This is a genomic window from Parvibaculum sp. (genome assembly GCF_049651025.1).
Classification (GTDB): Bacteria; Pseudomonadota; Alphaproteobacteria; order Parvibaculales; family Parvibaculaceae; genus Parvibaculum.
Genome location: NZ_JBASBH010000037.1, coordinates 57,724 through 72,039, shown reverse-complemented (window position 1 = coordinate 72,039; position 14,316 = coordinate 57,724). Strand labels below are relative to the sequence as shown.

Below are 14,316 nucleotides of genomic sequence, written 5' to 3'. Positions count from 1 at the left end.
CCGAAGGCGTGGCCGATGTCCGCCTTGTACGGGTCGACAAGATGAACGCGCTCGACGATGCGATGTTTGCCGCGCTCATCGAAACGGGCGAACGCCTCAAGGCCGACAAGTCGGTGCGCGCTGTCGTCATTTCCGGCGAAGGCCGCGCCTTTTGCGCGGGTCTCGACATGGGCAATTTCGGCAAGATGGCGAGCGGCGAGAGAGGCTCGCCGGACAAGAAATCCGTCACGAGCGGCCTCACGCCGCGCACGCATGGCGACTCCAACCGCGCGCAATATGCGGCGATGGTGTGGCGCGATATTCCCGTTCCCGTCATCGCGGCGGTTCACGGCGTTGCCTTCGGCGGCGGTTTCCAGGTCGCCCTTGGCGCGGACTTTCGCTATGTCGCACCGGGCACGCGTTTCTCGGTCATGGAAATCAAATGGGGCCTCGTGCCCGACATGGCCGGCACGCTTTTGATGCGCAACCTCGCACGCGAAGATGTGGTGCGTGAACTCACCTATACGGGCCGCATCTTCTCCGCCGAAGAAGCCCTCGCCTATGGCTTTGCCACGCGGATCATCGAAGATCCTTATGCGGCAGCCCTCGCAACGGCGCGCGAAATCGCCGACAAGAGCCCGACCGCCATCCGCGCCGCCAAACGCATCCTGAATGCCGCGCCGGATGCAGACCCTGCCGCCGTGCTGCTTGCGGAATCCGTGGAGCAGGACAAGCTGATCGGCGGCGTGCATCAGAAAGAGGCCATCATGGCCAATCTCGAACAGCGCCGGCCCAAATTCGCGGACTGAACCTGTCGCCCCCACGTGATACCGTGCCGAAAGGCACGGCTATCGCTTCTTGAATTCTCTCCCGCCCAATCTTCGGGCCACGCAGCATATTGTGGACGTTCTCATGCCAACACTCTTCGACCCGCTGAAGATCGGCGCGCTTGAGTTGCCGAACCGGATCATCATGGCGCCGCTCACAAGGGCGCGCTCGGGCGTCGCGCGCATGCCCAATGAATTGATGGCGGAATATTATGCGCAGCGCGCTTCCGCCGGCCTCATCCTAAGCGAGGCGACATCGGTGACGCCTGCTGGCGTCGGCTATACGGATACGCCGGGCATCTGGTCGGACGAGCAGACCGAAGGCTGGAAGCTCACGACCGACGCCGTGCACAAGGCGGGCGGGCGCATATTCATGCAGCTTTGGCATGTGGGGCGCATCTCCGACCCCATATTCCATGATGGCGCGGCACCCGTCTCGGCAAGCGCCGTCGCGGCGAAGGGCCATGTCAGCCTTCTCCGTCCGCAGCGTCCCTATCCCGTTCCGCGCGCGCTTGAAACCAGCGAAATCGCCGATGTGGTAGAGGCCTATCGCAAGGGCGCGGAGAATGCGCTGCGTGCAGGCTTTGACGGCGTGGAGTTGCACGGCGCCAATGGTTATCTGCTCGACCAGTTCCTGCAGGACGGCTCCAACCAGCGGACCGACGAATATGGCGGATCCATCGAGAACCGCGCGCGCCTGATGCTCGAAGCCGTCGATGCGGCAATCTCCGTCTGGGGCGCCGATCGCGTCGGCCTGCATATTGCGCCGCGCGGCGATGCGCATTCGATGGGCGATTCAAATCTCCCCGCGACCTTCGACTATGTCGCCCGCGAGATGGGCAAGCGGCGGCTCGCTTTCCTCTGCGCGCGCGAGCATCGCGGCGACGACTGGCTCAGCCCGCAGCTCAAGGCGGCCTTCGGCGGCGTCTATATCGCCAACGAAGGCTTCACGAAGGAAACGGCCGAGGCCGTTCTCGCAGCGGGCGAAGCGGATGCCGTCGCCTTCGGAAAAGCCTTCATCGCCAATCCCGATCTGCCGCGCCGCTTCAAGGAAAACGCGCCGCTGAACGAGTGGAAGCTTGAAACCTTCTACTCGCCCGGGCCCGCCGGCTATGTCGATTATCCGAGCCTGCGAACAGCCTGACCCGCGACACGCAATTCAAATCCGACGCATCATCGATCCATCGCATTCCAATACGAGGGCAATCAACGTGAAAACACGCATTACAGAACTCTTCGGCATCCAGCATCCGATCATTCAGGGCGGCATGCATTTTGTGGGTCTTGCCGAGATGGCGGCCGCCGTCTCGAATGCGGGCGGTCTTGGCATCATCACCGGCCTCACGCAGCCGACGCCCGAGGCGCTTGCCAAGGAAATCGCGCGATGCCGCGACATGACCGACAAGCCGTTCGGCGTGAACCTCACCTTCCTGCCCGGCTTTGCCAACCCGCCTTATCCCGAATATATCGACGCGATCATTCAGGGCGGCGTGAAGGCCGTTGAAACAGCCGGTCGCAGCCCCGAAGCCTATATGCCCGCGCTCAAGGCCGGCGGCATCAAGGTCATTCACAAATGCACGTCGGTTCGCCATTCGCTGAAAGCCGAGAAGATCGGCTGCGATGCGGTGAGCGTTGACGGTTTCGAATGCGGCGGCCATCCGGGTGAAGATGACATTCCCAACATGATCCTTCTGCCGCGCGCTGCGGAAGAGCTGAAAATCCCCTTCGTCGCCTCGGGCGGCATGGCGGATGCGCGCAGCCTCGTCGCCGCGCTGGCGCTGGGTGCCGAAGGCATGAACATGGGCACACGCTTCATCGCGACAAAGGAAGCGCCCGTGCATGAGAACGTGAAGAAGGCCCTGCTTGCCGCCAGCGAACTCGACACGCGCCTCATCATGCGTCCGCTGCGCAACACCGAACGCGTGCTCACCAATACGGCGGTCGAGAAGATTGTCGAGATCGAGCGCGAAAAGGGCGCAAGCCTCGGCATCGAGGATATTCGCGAACTCGTCGGCGGCGTCTATCCGCGCGTCATGCAGGATGGCGACATGGAAGCGGGCGCTTGGAGCTGCGGCATGGTCGCGGGCCTCATCCACGACATCCCGACCTGCAAGGAACTGATCGACCGGATCATGAGCGAAGCGGAAGCGATCATCCGCAAGCGCCTCGAAGGCTTCCTTGCAGCCTGATCCTCACTGCTATCTGCGGGAGCTTGCCCTTGGCGGCAGGCTCCCGCGCTAGCTGCCTGTCCCCGTCGGATCGTCATCATCGTCATCGAGCAAAACGCGCTGGGCTGCGCCTTCCATATCGTCGTACTGCCCGGCCTTCAGCGACCATAAAAATCCCGCAAGTCCGAGCAGGCTCATGACCAGTGCGACTGGCATCAGATAGATGAGAATGTTCATAAGCGCGCCGCCTTTTCATCCCGCCGATTGAGCCGAAGCGAGTTCAGCGTCACCGTGATCGATGAAGTCGACATGGCGATGGCCGCCACGAGCGGCGTGACGAAGCCCGCCATGGCAAGCGGCACGGCAATGCAGTTATAGGCGATCGCCAGTCCGAAATTTTCAAAGACAAGCCTGCGCGATTTTCTGGCGACGTCGATGGCCTCGATCAGCGGTCCAAGCTTTGCGCCCTGGAAAATAAAATCCGCCGCCGTCTGGCTGATATCCGCAGCACTTGCCGGTGAGGCGGAGACATGCGCAGCGCGCAAAGCGGGGGCATCGTTGAGACCGTCGCCGACCATCAGCACCTTGCGTCCCTGATCCGCCAGTTCTTTCAGGCGCGCGATCTTGGCGTCGGGCCTTGCGGCTGCTCGCCAGTTCGGCAGACCGAGTATATCCGCCGCCGCGCGAACGGCGGGCTCACGGTCGCCGGACAGAAGCTCCACCGCAAAGCCGCGCGATTTCAGCGCATTCACCGTTGCGACAGCGTCGGGCCGCAATATATCCGTGAAGCGGAAACAGACCGGCGCGTCATCGCCCCGCCGCAACCAAAGCTCCGAGCCTGCATGAGCATCGAGCGTGACATCGCCTGCGCCCACCCAGTCGCGATTGCCGAGACGGATCACCTGCGCACCCAACCGGCCTTCAAGGCCCTGCCCCGGCTCCTCGCGCGGCTCGGTGAGTACCGGCAGAGACATGGAAGCTGCATGCTCGACTAGCGCGCGCGACAGGGGATGTCGGCTTTCTCGCGCAAGGGCCGCGCCCAACGCGATATCTGCAGGCGCGACTGACGAAGCATTCGCGAGTTGCAACTGCCCGAGCGTCAGCGTTCCGGTCTTGTCGAAGACGATCGTGTCGACTTCCGCCAGACGCTCAAGCCCGTCTGCCGCCTTCACCAGCACGCCAAGGCGCAGCAAGCGCCCGGTTGCAACGACCTGCACCACGGGCACGGCAAGACCGAGCGCACAAGGGCAAGTCACGATCAGAACAGCAATCGCGTTGGCGACGGCGGTGACGATGCCCGCATCAAGGAAGAGCCAAAGTGCAACGGTCACAGCGGCCAGCACGTGAACGCTTGGCGCATAGATGCGCGCCGCGCGGTCGGCGACGCGAATATAGGCGGAGCGACCTTGCTCGGCCGTCTCCATGAGCCTGACGATTTCGGAAAGAAGCGAATTCTCGTCGCGCGCCGTGACCGTAACTGTCAGTGGTCCTGAAATATTGAGCGTTCCGGCGAAGACCTTCGCTCCCACCTTCACAGGTTCGGGCACGCTTTCCCCGGTGACAAGGCTCGTATCGATATCGCTCACGCCGATTGACACAACGCCGTCGGCGGGAATGCGCTGCCCGGCGGCAATCGCAACGATCATCCCCGGCTCAAGGCTTTCGACCGGGACCGAACGATGGCTGCCATCGGCCTCGACAAGCGTTGCCGCCATCGCGCGAAGGCCCAGAAGATTCTGTGCGGCCGAACAGGCGCGATTGCGCGCCTGCACGTCGAGATAACGGCCGATCAGCAGAAAGAAGAGAAGTGTGATGCTGGCGTCGAAATAGACGTGGCGCGCATTGACGATGGTTTGAACGATGCTCATGCCGGTCGCCAGCGTGATCGCCAGCGAGATCGGCACGTCCATATTCATCTGCCGCTTGCGCAGCGCATTATATGCCGAGCGATAGAAGGGCCGCGCGGAATAGGCAATCGCCGGCAAAGCGATCAGCGCCGATATCCAGTAAAAGAGCGCGCGCGTCTCGGGCTCCATGTCGCTGATGAGGCCCCACCAGACCGCGACGGACAGAAGCATGACGTTGGCGGCGGCAAAGCCTGCCACGCCAAGCGCGCGCAGCAATGATTTACCCTCGCGCTCATCAAGCGCACCGAGCAATCTTGGATTGAAAGGCACAGCCTCGAAGCCGATAGAGGAGAGCTTGTCCACGATCTGCGCGGGCTTCAATTTCTCAGGGTCCCAACGCACCACGACGCGTTTCGTCGACAGGTTCGCGCGGACCGACTGAATGCCCGGCAATTCGCCGACATTGCGCTCGACCCGGCGCAAGCAGCCCGCGCAATGCATGGCCTGCACGACGAGATCGAGCGTTGCGCCCTGCCCGTCTTCCGCGTCACGCACAAAGAGGCCGGGATCGACCCTCAAATGAGTTGTTGCCTGCGGCAGAACGACGTCGCTCATATCTGCGTTCCTAATCGCGAATGGTGACGCGCTGCTCCTGCGCAAATTTCTCGCCATGCGGCCCTTCAGCCGCAACGCGAGCAATCCAGTTGCCGCCTTCGGCGAGATGGAATTCCGCTTCATAGCGGCCGGGCGAGATTTCCTTCATCGCAAGGCGCTGATCGAGACCGCCGACGACGGGCCGGTAGAAGACGCCATGCGGCGTCAATCCTCGCAGCGGTTGACCTGCCCGGTCGGTGAAGGCGACGCGCAGCCGCACATCATGTGCGCTGCCCTTATCGTCAACCTCGACGGCGGCGCTCCAGCCCAACTGCTTCTGGATTTCCATCGCCTCAAGCACATGATTATAGGCACGACCCTTCTGATAGGCGTCGGCGACCTCGATGCCGTCAAAGGTTGAAAGCGCGTTGTAGATCAGCAAGCCGTTTGCGGTGAAGACGACCGCAAAGGCGCTCAGCAATCCAATGAGAACGCCCCTGCCTGTCAGCAGGCCGAAGCGTGTGGTAGGCTGAAAGTCGCTGCTCGCGCTCTTCATTGGATTGGTCCTCTGAAACTTGTGACGCTGGCGGCGCGTTGTCCGGTTTCTACAGCGGTCGCAACAATCGTCAAATCCGCCTCGCCGCCGTTCAGCGCCGAGAGATTTGCGTGGGGCAGGCTGACAAAGATGCGGATATTTTTCAGCGAATCCGGGCCGACTTCGATCGCATCCAGGCCGCCCGGCGTCGCTTCCGGCCCGAAAAGCGTTGCGCCCTCCATGCCCTCTGCCGTTATGCGGAATCTATGCGTCACATGCTCCTTGTTGATGAGCTTGATCGCATAGCCATTGCGAATGCTGCCATCAGACAAGGTGACGAAGAGCGGATTGCGGTCGCGGATCACGCTGACCTGCAGCATTTCCCGCGTCGCCAATGCGTAGATCATGATGCCGGAAACCAGAAGAAGGGCCAGCGTATAGACGATGGTGCGCGCGCGCACGAGGTTGAGACGCGGCTTCTCGCCCGCCTGCCGCCGCTCCTGATTGCGCGACGTGTCGTAAGCGATGAGCCCGCGCGGGCGCTCGATACGATCCATGATCTCGTCGCAAGCATCGATGCAGAGCGCACATTGAATGCACTCCATCTGCATGCCGTCGCGAATGTCGATGCCCATGGGACAGGCGACCACGCATTGATTGCAATCGATGCAATCGCCGCGGCCTTCCCAGCTTGTCCCCTTCTTGTGCGGGCCGCGCGCCTCGCCGCGATCCGCCTTGTAGCTCACGAGGAAAGAATCCTCGTCGAACATGGCGCCCTGAATGCGCGGCCAGGGGCACATATAGATGCAGACCTGTTCACGCGCGATCCCGCCCAGAACGTAAGTCGTGGCCGTAAACAGGGCTATGAAGAGATAGGCGAACAAGGGCGCATCGAAAGTCAGCAACTGCCCCGCCAGCGTCGGCGCATCGGCGAAGTAGAAGACCCATGCGCCGCCCGTGAGTATGGCGATCAATATCCAGACGCTGTGCTTCACCGTCTTGCGAAAAAGCTTGTTCAGCGACCATGGCTCCCGATCCAGGCGGATGCGGGCAGACCTGTCGCCTTCGATGAAGCGCTCGATATGAATGAAGAGATCGGTCCAGACGGTTTGCGGGCAGGTGTAACCGCACCAGACGCGCCCCGCGACGCTTGTCACGAGAAAGAGCCCGAGCGCCGCCAGAATGAGCAGGCCGGTGATGTAGTAGAATTCCTGCGGCCAGATTTCGAGAAAGAAGAAATAGAAACGCCGGTTCGGGAAATCGAGCAGGATCGCCTGATCGGGAAGGCTCGGGCCGCGGTTCCAGCGAAGCCATGGCGCGCCGTAATAGATCGACAGCGTCACGAGCATCACCAGCCACTTCACACGGCGAAACGTACCGTGGACAAGCTTGGGATAGATCTTGGTCCGGCTCTCATAAAGCGGCCCGGCATGTCTGGGCTCCGCGCCGCCTTCGTCGTCGTGCGGCGCGCGTGCGAAAGTGGCGGAGCTTGCCTCCGCCACCAGCGCTTCCAGACCATGTACTGCATTCGTCATACTGATGGGACTCTCGAAACCGACGAGGCGCCCGGACGACTACTTCCCGCCGCCGAGCGAGTGAACGTAAAGAGTGAGTTCCTTGATCGTACCGGCGTCCAAACGACCTCCCCAAGCGGGCATAACGCCGCTGCGACCATGCGCAACCGTCTGCACGATGCTTGCGCGATCGCCGCCATAGAGCCAGATCGCATCGGTGAGGTTCGGCGCACCGAGTTCCTGATTACCCTTGCCGTCCGCGCCATGGCACGAAATGCATTGCTGTTCGAAAACAGCAGCGCCACGCGTGACCGCTTCCGCATTCTCGGTCTGGCCGCTCAGCGAGAGAACATATTCAGCGACATCGTTCACCTGCACGCGCTGAAGCATGCCGTCGTCCAGAAAACGCGGCATCTGGTTCTGGCGCGTATTGTCGTCGGCTTCCCAGCGAATGCCATGCGTGATGGTGAGCTGAATGTCGGCAAGCTTGCCACCCCAGAGCCACTCATCGTCATTGAGATTGGGAAATCCCTTTGAGCCTTGTGCGCCAGAGCCGTGACAGGGCGCGCAATTGTCGCCGAAAGCCGCCTTGCCGCCAGCAAGCGCAACTTCCATGAGGCTGTCATTTTTCACGACCTCCTCCAGCGGCGTCTCCGCGATCTGCTTCAGCACATCCGCGCGTCCGGCGACTGCGGCGTTCAACTCACCGGCCACGACATTGCGCTGCGAATAGCCGATCGTGCCTTCGGTGTAGCGCCACGCGCCATTCCAGAAATAGGGCCAGGCGGGCATCAGGATCCAGTATCCGACGGACCAGACGATGCAGGCATAGAATATGTAGAGCCACCATTTAGGCAGCGGATAGTCGAGCTCGCGGATGCCGTCCCATTCATGGCCGGTTGTCTCGACGCCGGTCACTTCGTCCTTGAGGCGTTTGTCGCTCACTGTTTGTCTCCCTCATCGTCGAGCGGCAGTCGCGCCATGTGCTCGAAGGTCTGCTTGTTGGACGGCCAGAGCGCGTAGAGCACTGCGACCGAAAACAATGCGATGAAGAATAGAAGCCCGACCGTTCCTGCGAGAGCCGAGGCGTGTACTTGCATCATGGTTCTTGCCTCACTGGCTGAAGTCGGCGCTGTCATGCGCGTTGAAATCGACAAGCGTTCCCAGCATCTGCAGATAGGCGACAAGCGCGTCGAGTTCCGAGATGGTCTTCGGGTCGCTGTCGAAATCGCGAATGACCGCCTTGGGATAGCGCGCCGTCAGGCCTTCGGTATCGGCATCGGGATTGACCTGAGCCTGCAGGTCCGCCTTCGCGTTCGCAATCGCCTCATCGGTATAAGGCACACCGGTAACGCGGAGTGCGCGAAGATCGTTCTCGATATTCTTGTAGTCGAGCGGCCTCTTTGCCAGGAACGGATATCCCGGCATGACGGATTCCGGCACGAGTGCGCGCGGGTTCGCCATGTGAAGACGATGCCACTCATCGGAATATTTGCCGCCGACGCGGGAGAGGTCGGGGCCCGTGCGCTTCGATCCCCATTGGAAGGGATGGTCGTACATGCTTTCGGCGGCGAGCGAGTAATGCCCGTAGCGCTCCACTTCAGAACGCAGCGAGCGCACCATCTGGCTGTGGCAGAGGTAGCAACCCTCGCGCACATAGATGTCGCGTCCCTTCAGCTCCAGCGGGCTGTAGGGCCTCATGCCTTTCACATCCTCGATGGTCGTCTTGATGAGGAATGTCGGCACGATCTCGATCAGGCCGCCAATCGAGACAACGATGAGGGTGAGCACCAGAAGAAGAATGGAATTCTTCTCAATGACACCATGGTCGAACTTGGCCATCTTCGTGTCCCTCACTCAGCCGGTTGAAGGTTGAGATTTGACGTCACCCCGATGGGGAGAGGCTCGTTTTCACGCACGTCGCCCCTGATGGTCCGCCAGCAGTTGTAAGTCATGATCAGCATGCCGACGAGGAAGAGCAGCCCGCCCGTCGCGCGTATCACATAGAAGGGATGCATGGCGGCGACAGATTCCACGAATGAATATTCGAGGAAGCCTTGCGTGTCGTAGGCCCGCCACATGAGGCCCTGAAGGATACCCGACACCCACATCGACGTGATGTAGAGAACGATGCCCATGGTCGCGATCCAGAAGTGCCAGCTCACCAGCACCATCGAGTAAAGGCGTTCGCGCTTCCAGAGCCACGGCACCATGCAATAGACGGCACCGAAGGTGACGAAGCCGACCCAGCCCATCGCGCCGGAATGCACGTGACCGATGGTCCAGTCCGTGTAGTGCGACAGGGAGTTGACAGCCTTGATCGACATGACCGGGCCTTCGAAGGTCGACATGCCGTAAAAGGCGAGCGACACGACGAGCATGCGCAGCACCGGATCGGTGCGAAGCTTGTCCCATGCACCCGACAGCGTCATCAATCCGTTGATCATGCCGCCCCATGAGGGCATCCAGAGCATGATCGAAAAGGTCATGCCCAGCGTCTGCGCCCAGTCGGGCAGCGCGGTGTAGTGGAGGTGATGCGGGCCCGCCCAGATATAGATGAAGATCAGCGACCAGAAGTGGATGATCGACAGGCGATAGGAATAGACCGGGCGCTCCGCACGCTTGGGCACGAAGTAATACATCATGCCGAGGAAGCCCGCGGTCAGGAAGAAGCCCACCGCATTGTGGCCGTACCACCACTGGATCAGCGCATCCTGCACGCCGGAGAAGAGGCCGTAGCTTTTGCTTGAGGTCAGCGTCTCGGGGATCGAGAGGTTGTTGCCAAGGTGGAGCATGGCAATCGTCACGATGAAGGCGAGATAGAACCAGTTTGCCACATAGATATGCGGCTCGCGACGGCGCGCCAGTGTGCCGAGGAAGACGAGAAGATAGGTCACCCAGACAATCGTCAGCCAGATATCCGCATACCATTCCGGCTCGGCATATTCTTTCGACTGCGTCACGCCCATGAGATAGCCGGTGGCGGCGACGACGAGAAAGAGCTGATAACCCCAGAAAATGAACCAGGGCGCGATGTTGCCGGCAAGGCGCGTGCGGCATGTGCGCTGCACGACATAGAAGGACGTTGCGATCAGCGCGTTGCCGCCAAAGGCAAAGATGACACCCGATGTGTGAACGGGGCGCAATCTGCCGAAACTGATAAAGGCGGAATCGAAATTGAGGACGGGGAAAGAAAGCTGCAGCGCGATGTAGAGGCCCGCCAACATTCCCGCGACGCCCCAGAAGAGCGTGGCGATGACGCCGGCTTTGATCACCGCGTCGTTGTAGCCCGTTCCATCATCGGCACTCGGGCGACCTTCCATTGCGTTGAAATGTCGCTGAATGATCGCAAAGGCGCCTGCGAGCATGGCGAAAGTGAACATCCATGCATGAATGGCCATCGGCATGTCGGCCGCCTTTGCAGCGACGAAGAGCGCCATGAACGCTCCCGCCAGCAATGCGGCCGTCACGGCGTAAGAAGCCGTGGTCATCGCCCCGTAGTTAATATGATCGCGCGAAATCGCCATGCGACGATCCCCCTAATGTTGACGTCTTGGTGAAGATGCCGCGATGCGGCGAAAGTAAAAATCCGTGACACTACGTATATGTCGCTACGCAGGCCGCGCACTGCATAGCAAAGGGCGGCGCTTTTCTCGCGCCGCCCTTCCGTCGCGCGTCATTCCGCCGCTGTTACCTGAAGCGGCGATTTCTTTGCAAAGTTCACGGTCTTCAGAAATTCGATGCCCTGCTCGGCGATATCGTCGCCAACCATGCGATCGTCTTCGTCGTGCAATTCATCCATATCGACATAAACAGCGTAGAAGGCCTTCGTGCGCGAGGTGATGATTCCCGCCTTGAGCAAGGTCTTCACGAGGACGCGGAACACATTTGTCGCGTCCTTCATCTGCTCGCGGCGATCGGCATCCGTCACTGCTTCGAGCATTTCAGCCTGCACCTGCTTCCAGTCCAGCCCGAATTGCGCATAAAGCGCCTGCTTCTGTTCGGGATTTACGAGATTGAAGAGCAGCGTCTGGAAGCAGCTTGCCGCCCAGTCCTCGATCAGGTCGCGCTCGTCCTGCGCAAGCTTGGGGATCGTGCGATCGGCCCAGATCTTCCCAAACTTGTGATGGAAGGCCTCGTCCGTCATGGCGAGCTGGCACAGCTTGACGAGCAGGGGGTCGCGCGAATGGTTGTAGAGCGAGGCGAAGGTTCCCATCGCGAGCCCCTCGACGAGCAATTGCATGCCGACGATCTTCTTGTAGACCTCCTGCGCGTGGACCATCTCGGACAGCAGTCCACTCAGCGTCGTGCCGACCGGAAGCGGCTTGCCCCAGCGTGCTTTCACATAACGCGCAAAGGCCGTGACGTGACGCGCCTCTTCGCGCGCCTGGTTTGCTGCATATTCCTGCGCGCCCGGATCGCGAAGGATGTGGCAAAGGCTCGCGGAAAGATTGAGCGCGCCCTGCTCTCCATGCAGGATCGAGGAGAGGAACCAGCGTGCCGTCTCATTGGCAAAGCGAACCTTGTCCTTCTCCGACAGCGCCTCGAAACATGGCAGGCGCAGTTCCGGCACCATGTCCGGCGAGAGAATCATTTCATTGGCAAGATCGAACGGTTCGCTGAAGTCGATGTAGCGCACATCCAGCGGGTCCCAGAAATGGTCGTGGGTTGCCGAGATGATCTTGTCAAAAGCGCCCGAGCGCTGCCCGTAGCGTGTTGTGTCCATCATTGCCGCGAAGTCGCCCGGAGCGACCGTGTCGTAGGCTTGGTCTTTCGTGATCTGCCTTACGTCGTTCATCGTTTCCTCCTTGGTTTCACTTCCGGCCCTTCGTTCTTCGAACGCGGCCCGGCCTTCGTCGCACTCTTTACGCATAAAAAAATTATGGGTATTTGCGCGTGGCGGCGATTATCAAAAATGACGCATGCGTCAACTTTACACAGGCACGCCCGGCCGCCGGTTTGAAGGGGTCTGGATGGTCAAAAGGGCTTTGAAACGCTAGGTTCAGCCTGAAACCCAAAGCAAAGCGGTCGATGTCTCCCGGATTCAGCCTTACACAGAGCAATGATGAGAGCGCCGCGCGCCTTGAGGCACTGCTCGCGACCGCTGTTGACGGCATCGTCATCATCGACGCCATGGGCAACGTGCAGGTCTATAGCCCGGCCTGCGAGAAGCTGTTTGGCTACACCGCGGACGAAGTCATCGGCCAGAACGTGAAGATGCTGATGCCCGCGCCCTATCGCGAAGAGCATGACGGCTATCTGGAACATTATCGCACCACCGGCCAGAAGCGCATTATCGGCATCGGCCGCGATGTGCATGCCCGCCGCAAGGATGGCTCGACCTTCCCCATGTATCTGTCGGTCGGCGAAGGCATTATCGCCGGCGAACAAATATTCGTCGGCATCATTCACGACATCACCGAGCGGCGAAGCACCGAGCGGCATCTTCGGGACGTTCAGGCCGAATTGCTGCATGTCTCGCGGCTCAGCGCGATGGGGCAGATGGCGGCGGCGCTCGCGCATGAATTGAACCAGCCGCTGTCGGCTGTGATGAACTATGTCAACGCGGCGAGACGCACCATTGCCGGGATCGAGATTCCGGAAGTCGTTCGCAGCCTCGAATATCTTGAAAAGGCGAGCGCGCAGACATCGCGCGCAGGACAAATCATCCGCCGCCTGCGGGAATTCATAGCCAAGGGCAAAAGCAACCGTGCTTCCGAAAATCTGAACAAGGTTGTCGAGGAAGCCGTCGCGCTCAGCGTAACGGGCCTTGCCGAGAGCAACGTGAAGGTGCGCACCGAATATCAGGCTGAACTGCCGCCCGTTCTCATCGATAAAATCCAGATTCAACAGGTCATTTTGAATCTCGTGCGCAACAGCTTCGAAGCCATGAAATCGGTCGAGAGGCGCGAGTTGACGATCAGCACCCTCACGGACGAGGCAGGCTCCGTCGTCGTCTCCATATCGGATACCGGTCCCGGATTGACGCCGGAGGTGCAGGCACAGCTCTTTCAGCCCTTCACGACGACCAAGCAAGATGGAATGGGTATCGGGCTGTCGATCTGCCGGTCGATCATCGAATCGCATGACGGTCTATTGTGGGCGAACGCAAATACAGAACATGGCGTCACCTTTGCCTTCAGGCTGCCAATGACCCCGGAGACGCAAGAAGCTCATGACGCCTGAAACGGTCTTTATCGTCGATGACGATGCCGATGTTCGCGATTCGCTGAGAGCGCTGCTCGAATCGGCCAGGTTCAATGTCGTCGACTTCGACTCAGCCAGAGCATTTCTCACCGCTCCGCGCGCACATGGCGGCTGCATGATTGCAGATATCCGCATGCCCGACATGGATGGACTGGAGCTTCAGGAAGAACTCACAAGGCAAAATGTCGGCCTTCCCGTCATCATCGTCACCGGACATGGCGATGTTCCGCTCGCCGTGCGCGCCATGAAGGCGGGCGCCGTCGACTTCATAGAGAAGCCCTATGACGATGAATTGCTGCTTGAAAGCGTGAGGCGCGCGCTTGATGCAGGCCAACAGCAGAACAGGCAAACCTCAACGGCGGACCCCGTCCGGGCTGGTCTTGTCGCCTCGCTGACGCTGCGTGAGCGCGAGGTTCTTGAACACCTGATTGCCGGACAACCCAACAAGGTCGTCGCGTTCGAGCTGGGCATCTCGCCCAGAACCGTGGAAATCCATCGCGCCCATCTGATGGAAAAGATGCAGGCGCGCAGCCTGCCGGAGCTTGTCCGTACCGCCCTTGCCGCAGGCGTCGTGCCATCGGGCGAGGCCTAAGGGGATTACCGTATATCGGGTGATTTTCTCTCTTCCTATCCTCGGCGCTTGTG

The 14,316-nt window shown here is 60.6% G+C and carries 14 protein-coding genes; 5 read left to right on the top strand and 9 right to left on the bottom strand.

Annotation, left to right across the window (positions count from 1 at the left end):
- From WA943_RS05265 to WA943_RS05255, 3 genes are all read left to right on the top strand, one after another.
- Nucleotides 1-788 (top strand): crotonase/enoyl-CoA hydratase family protein (locus WA943_RS05265; RefSeq protein ID WP_424468798.1); only part of this gene is annotated, 788 nt, incomplete at its 5' end.
- A 103-nt stretch (nucleotides 789-891) separates the two neighbouring features.
- Nucleotides 892-1,950 (top strand): alkene reductase, encoded by a 1,059-nt coding sequence (locus WA943_RS05260; RefSeq protein ID WP_424468797.1) that lies wholly within the window; start codon nucleotides 892-894, stop codon nucleotides 1,948-1,950.
- A 67-nt stretch (nucleotides 1,951-2,017) separates the two neighbouring features.
- Complete coding sequence (locus tag WA943_RS05255; protein WP_424468796.1) at nucleotides 2,018-2,995, top strand: NAD(P)H-dependent flavin oxidoreductase; 978 nt, start codon at nucleotides 2,018-2,020, stop codon at nucleotides 2,993-2,995.
- A 48-nt stretch (nucleotides 2,996-3,043) separates the two neighbouring features.
- Here WA943_RS05255 and ccoS read toward each other — a convergent pair whose 3' ends face one another.
- The 9 genes from ccoS to WA943_RS05210 all read right to left on the bottom strand — a co-directional run bounded on the left by ccoS (nucleotide 3,044) and on the right by WA943_RS05210 (nucleotide 12,262).
- A complete protein-coding gene (gene ccoS, locus WA943_RS05250) occupies nucleotides 3,044-3,211 on the bottom strand; it encodes a cbb3-type cytochrome oxidase assembly protein CcoS (RefSeq protein ID WP_424468795.1) in 168 nt (55 codons plus the stop codon).
- The gene (locus tag WA943_RS05245) at nucleotides 3,208-5,436 is read right to left on the bottom strand and encodes a heavy metal translocating P-type ATPase (protein WP_424468794.1); all 2,229 of its coding nucleotides are present in this window, start codon (nucleotides 5,434-5,436) and stop codon (nucleotides 3,208-3,210) included. Before WA943_RS05245 ends, ccoS begins: the two co-directional genes overlap by 4 nt.
- A gap of 10 nt (nucleotides 5,437-5,446) precedes the next feature.
- Nucleotides 5,447-5,971 (bottom strand): FixH family protein, encoded by a 525-nt coding sequence (locus WA943_RS05240; protein ID WP_424468793.1) that lies wholly within the window; start codon nucleotides 5,969-5,971, stop codon nucleotides 5,447-5,449.
- Nucleotides 5,968-7,485, bottom strand: a complete 1,518-nt coding sequence (gene ccoG, locus WA943_RS05235) for a cytochrome c oxidase accessory protein CcoG (protein ID WP_424468792.1) — start codon at nucleotides 7,483-7,485, stop codon at nucleotides 5,968-5,970. Before ccoG ends, WA943_RS05240 begins: the two co-directional genes overlap by 4 nt.
- A 39-nt stretch (nucleotides 7,486-7,524) precedes the next feature.
- Nucleotides 7,525-8,409: a cytochrome-c oxidase, cbb3-type subunit III gene (gene ccoP / locus WA943_RS05230; RefSeq protein ID WP_424468791.1), complete on the bottom strand. Its 885-nt coding sequence runs from the start codon at nucleotides 8,407-8,409 to the stop codon at nucleotides 7,525-7,527.
- On the bottom strand, nucleotides 8,406-8,567 hold the full coding sequence (locus WA943_RS05225; RefSeq protein ID WP_424468790.1) for a cbb3-type cytochrome c oxidase subunit 3: 162 nt from the start codon (nucleotides 8,565-8,567) through the stop codon (nucleotides 8,406-8,408). Before WA943_RS05225 ends, ccoP begins: the two co-directional genes overlap by 4 nt.
- A 10-nt stretch (nucleotides 8,568-8,577) precedes the next feature.
- Entirely contained in the window at nucleotides 8,578-9,306 is a 729-nt protein-coding gene (gene ccoO / locus WA943_RS05220; protein ID WP_424468789.1) for a cytochrome-c oxidase, cbb3-type subunit II, read from the bottom strand.
- An 11-nt stretch (nucleotides 9,307-9,317) separates the two neighbouring features.
- The gene (ccoN, locus tag WA943_RS05215) at nucleotides 9,318-10,955 is read right to left on the bottom strand and encodes a cytochrome-c oxidase, cbb3-type subunit I (RefSeq protein WP_424468802.1); all 1,638 of its coding nucleotides are present in this window, start codon (nucleotides 10,953-10,955) and stop codon (nucleotides 9,318-9,320) included.
- 185 nt (nucleotides 10,956-11,140) lie between these two features.
- Entirely contained in the window at nucleotides 11,141-12,262 is a 1,122-nt protein-coding gene (locus WA943_RS05210; protein WP_424468788.1) for a ferritin-like domain-containing protein, read from the bottom strand.
- Between the two features lie 233 nt (nucleotides 12,263-12,495).
- Here WA943_RS05210 and WA943_RS05205 point away from each other — a divergent pair, with 233 nt between their 5' ends.
- Both WA943_RS05205 and fixJ read left to right on the top strand, forming a co-directional pair.
- Nucleotides 12,496-13,650 carry a PAS domain-containing sensor histidine kinase gene (locus WA943_RS05205; RefSeq protein ID WP_424468787.1) on the top strand — a complete coding sequence of 385 codons (1,155 nt, stop codon included), beginning with the start codon at nucleotides 12,496-12,498 and terminating at the stop codon, nucleotides 13,648-13,650.
- Complete coding sequence (gene fixJ, locus WA943_RS05200; protein ID WP_424468786.1) at nucleotides 13,640-14,263, top strand: response regulator FixJ; 624 nt, start codon at nucleotides 13,640-13,642, stop codon at nucleotides 14,261-14,263. Before WA943_RS05205 ends, fixJ begins: the two co-directional genes overlap by 11 nt.
- The last annotated feature ends 53 nt before the right edge of the window (nucleotides 14,264-14,316 follow it).

Excerpts from the sequence above, each read along its gene's own strand:
- WA943_RS05260 (WP_424468797.1), top strand. The coding sequence starts at position 892 with ATGCCAACACTCTTCGACCCGCTGAAGATCGGCGCGCTTGAGTTGCCG.
- ccoS (WP_424468795.1), bottom strand. The coding sequence starts at position 3,211 with ATGAACATTCTCATCTATCTGATGCCAGTCGCACTGGTCATGAGCCTG.
- WA943_RS05245 (WP_424468794.1), bottom strand. The coding sequence starts at position 5,436 with ATGAGCGACGTCGTTCTGCCGCAGGCAACAACTCATTTGAGGGTCGAT.
- WA943_RS05240 (WP_424468793.1), bottom strand. The coding sequence starts at position 5,971 with ATGAAGAGCGCGAGCAGCGACTTTCAGCCTACCACACGCTTCGGCCTG.
- ccoG (WP_424468792.1), bottom strand. The coding sequence starts at position 7,485 with ATGACGAATGCAGTACATGGTCTGGAAGCGCTGGTGGCGGAGGCAAGC.
- WA943_RS05225 (WP_424468790.1), bottom strand. The coding sequence starts at position 8,567 with ATGATGCAAGTACACGCCTCGGCTCTCGCAGGAACGGTCGGGCTTCTA.
- ccoO (WP_424468789.1), bottom strand. The coding sequence starts at position 9,306 with ATGGCCAAGTTCGACCATGGTGTCATTGAGAAGAATTCCATTCTTCTT.
- ccoN (WP_424468802.1), bottom strand. The coding sequence starts at position 10,955 with ATGACCACGGCTTCTTACGCCGTGACGGCCGCATTGCTGGCGGGAGCG.
- WA943_RS05210 (WP_424468788.1), bottom strand. The coding sequence starts at position 12,262 with ATGAACGACGTAAGGCAGATCACGAAAGACCAAGCCTACGACACGGTC.
- WA943_RS05205 (WP_424468787.1), top strand. The coding sequence starts at position 12,496 with ATGTCTCCCGGATTCAGCCTTACACAGAGCAATGATGAGAGCGCCGCG.
- fixJ (WP_424468786.1), top strand. The coding sequence starts at position 13,640 with ATGACGCCTGAAACGGTCTTTATCGTCGATGACGATGCCGATGTTCGC.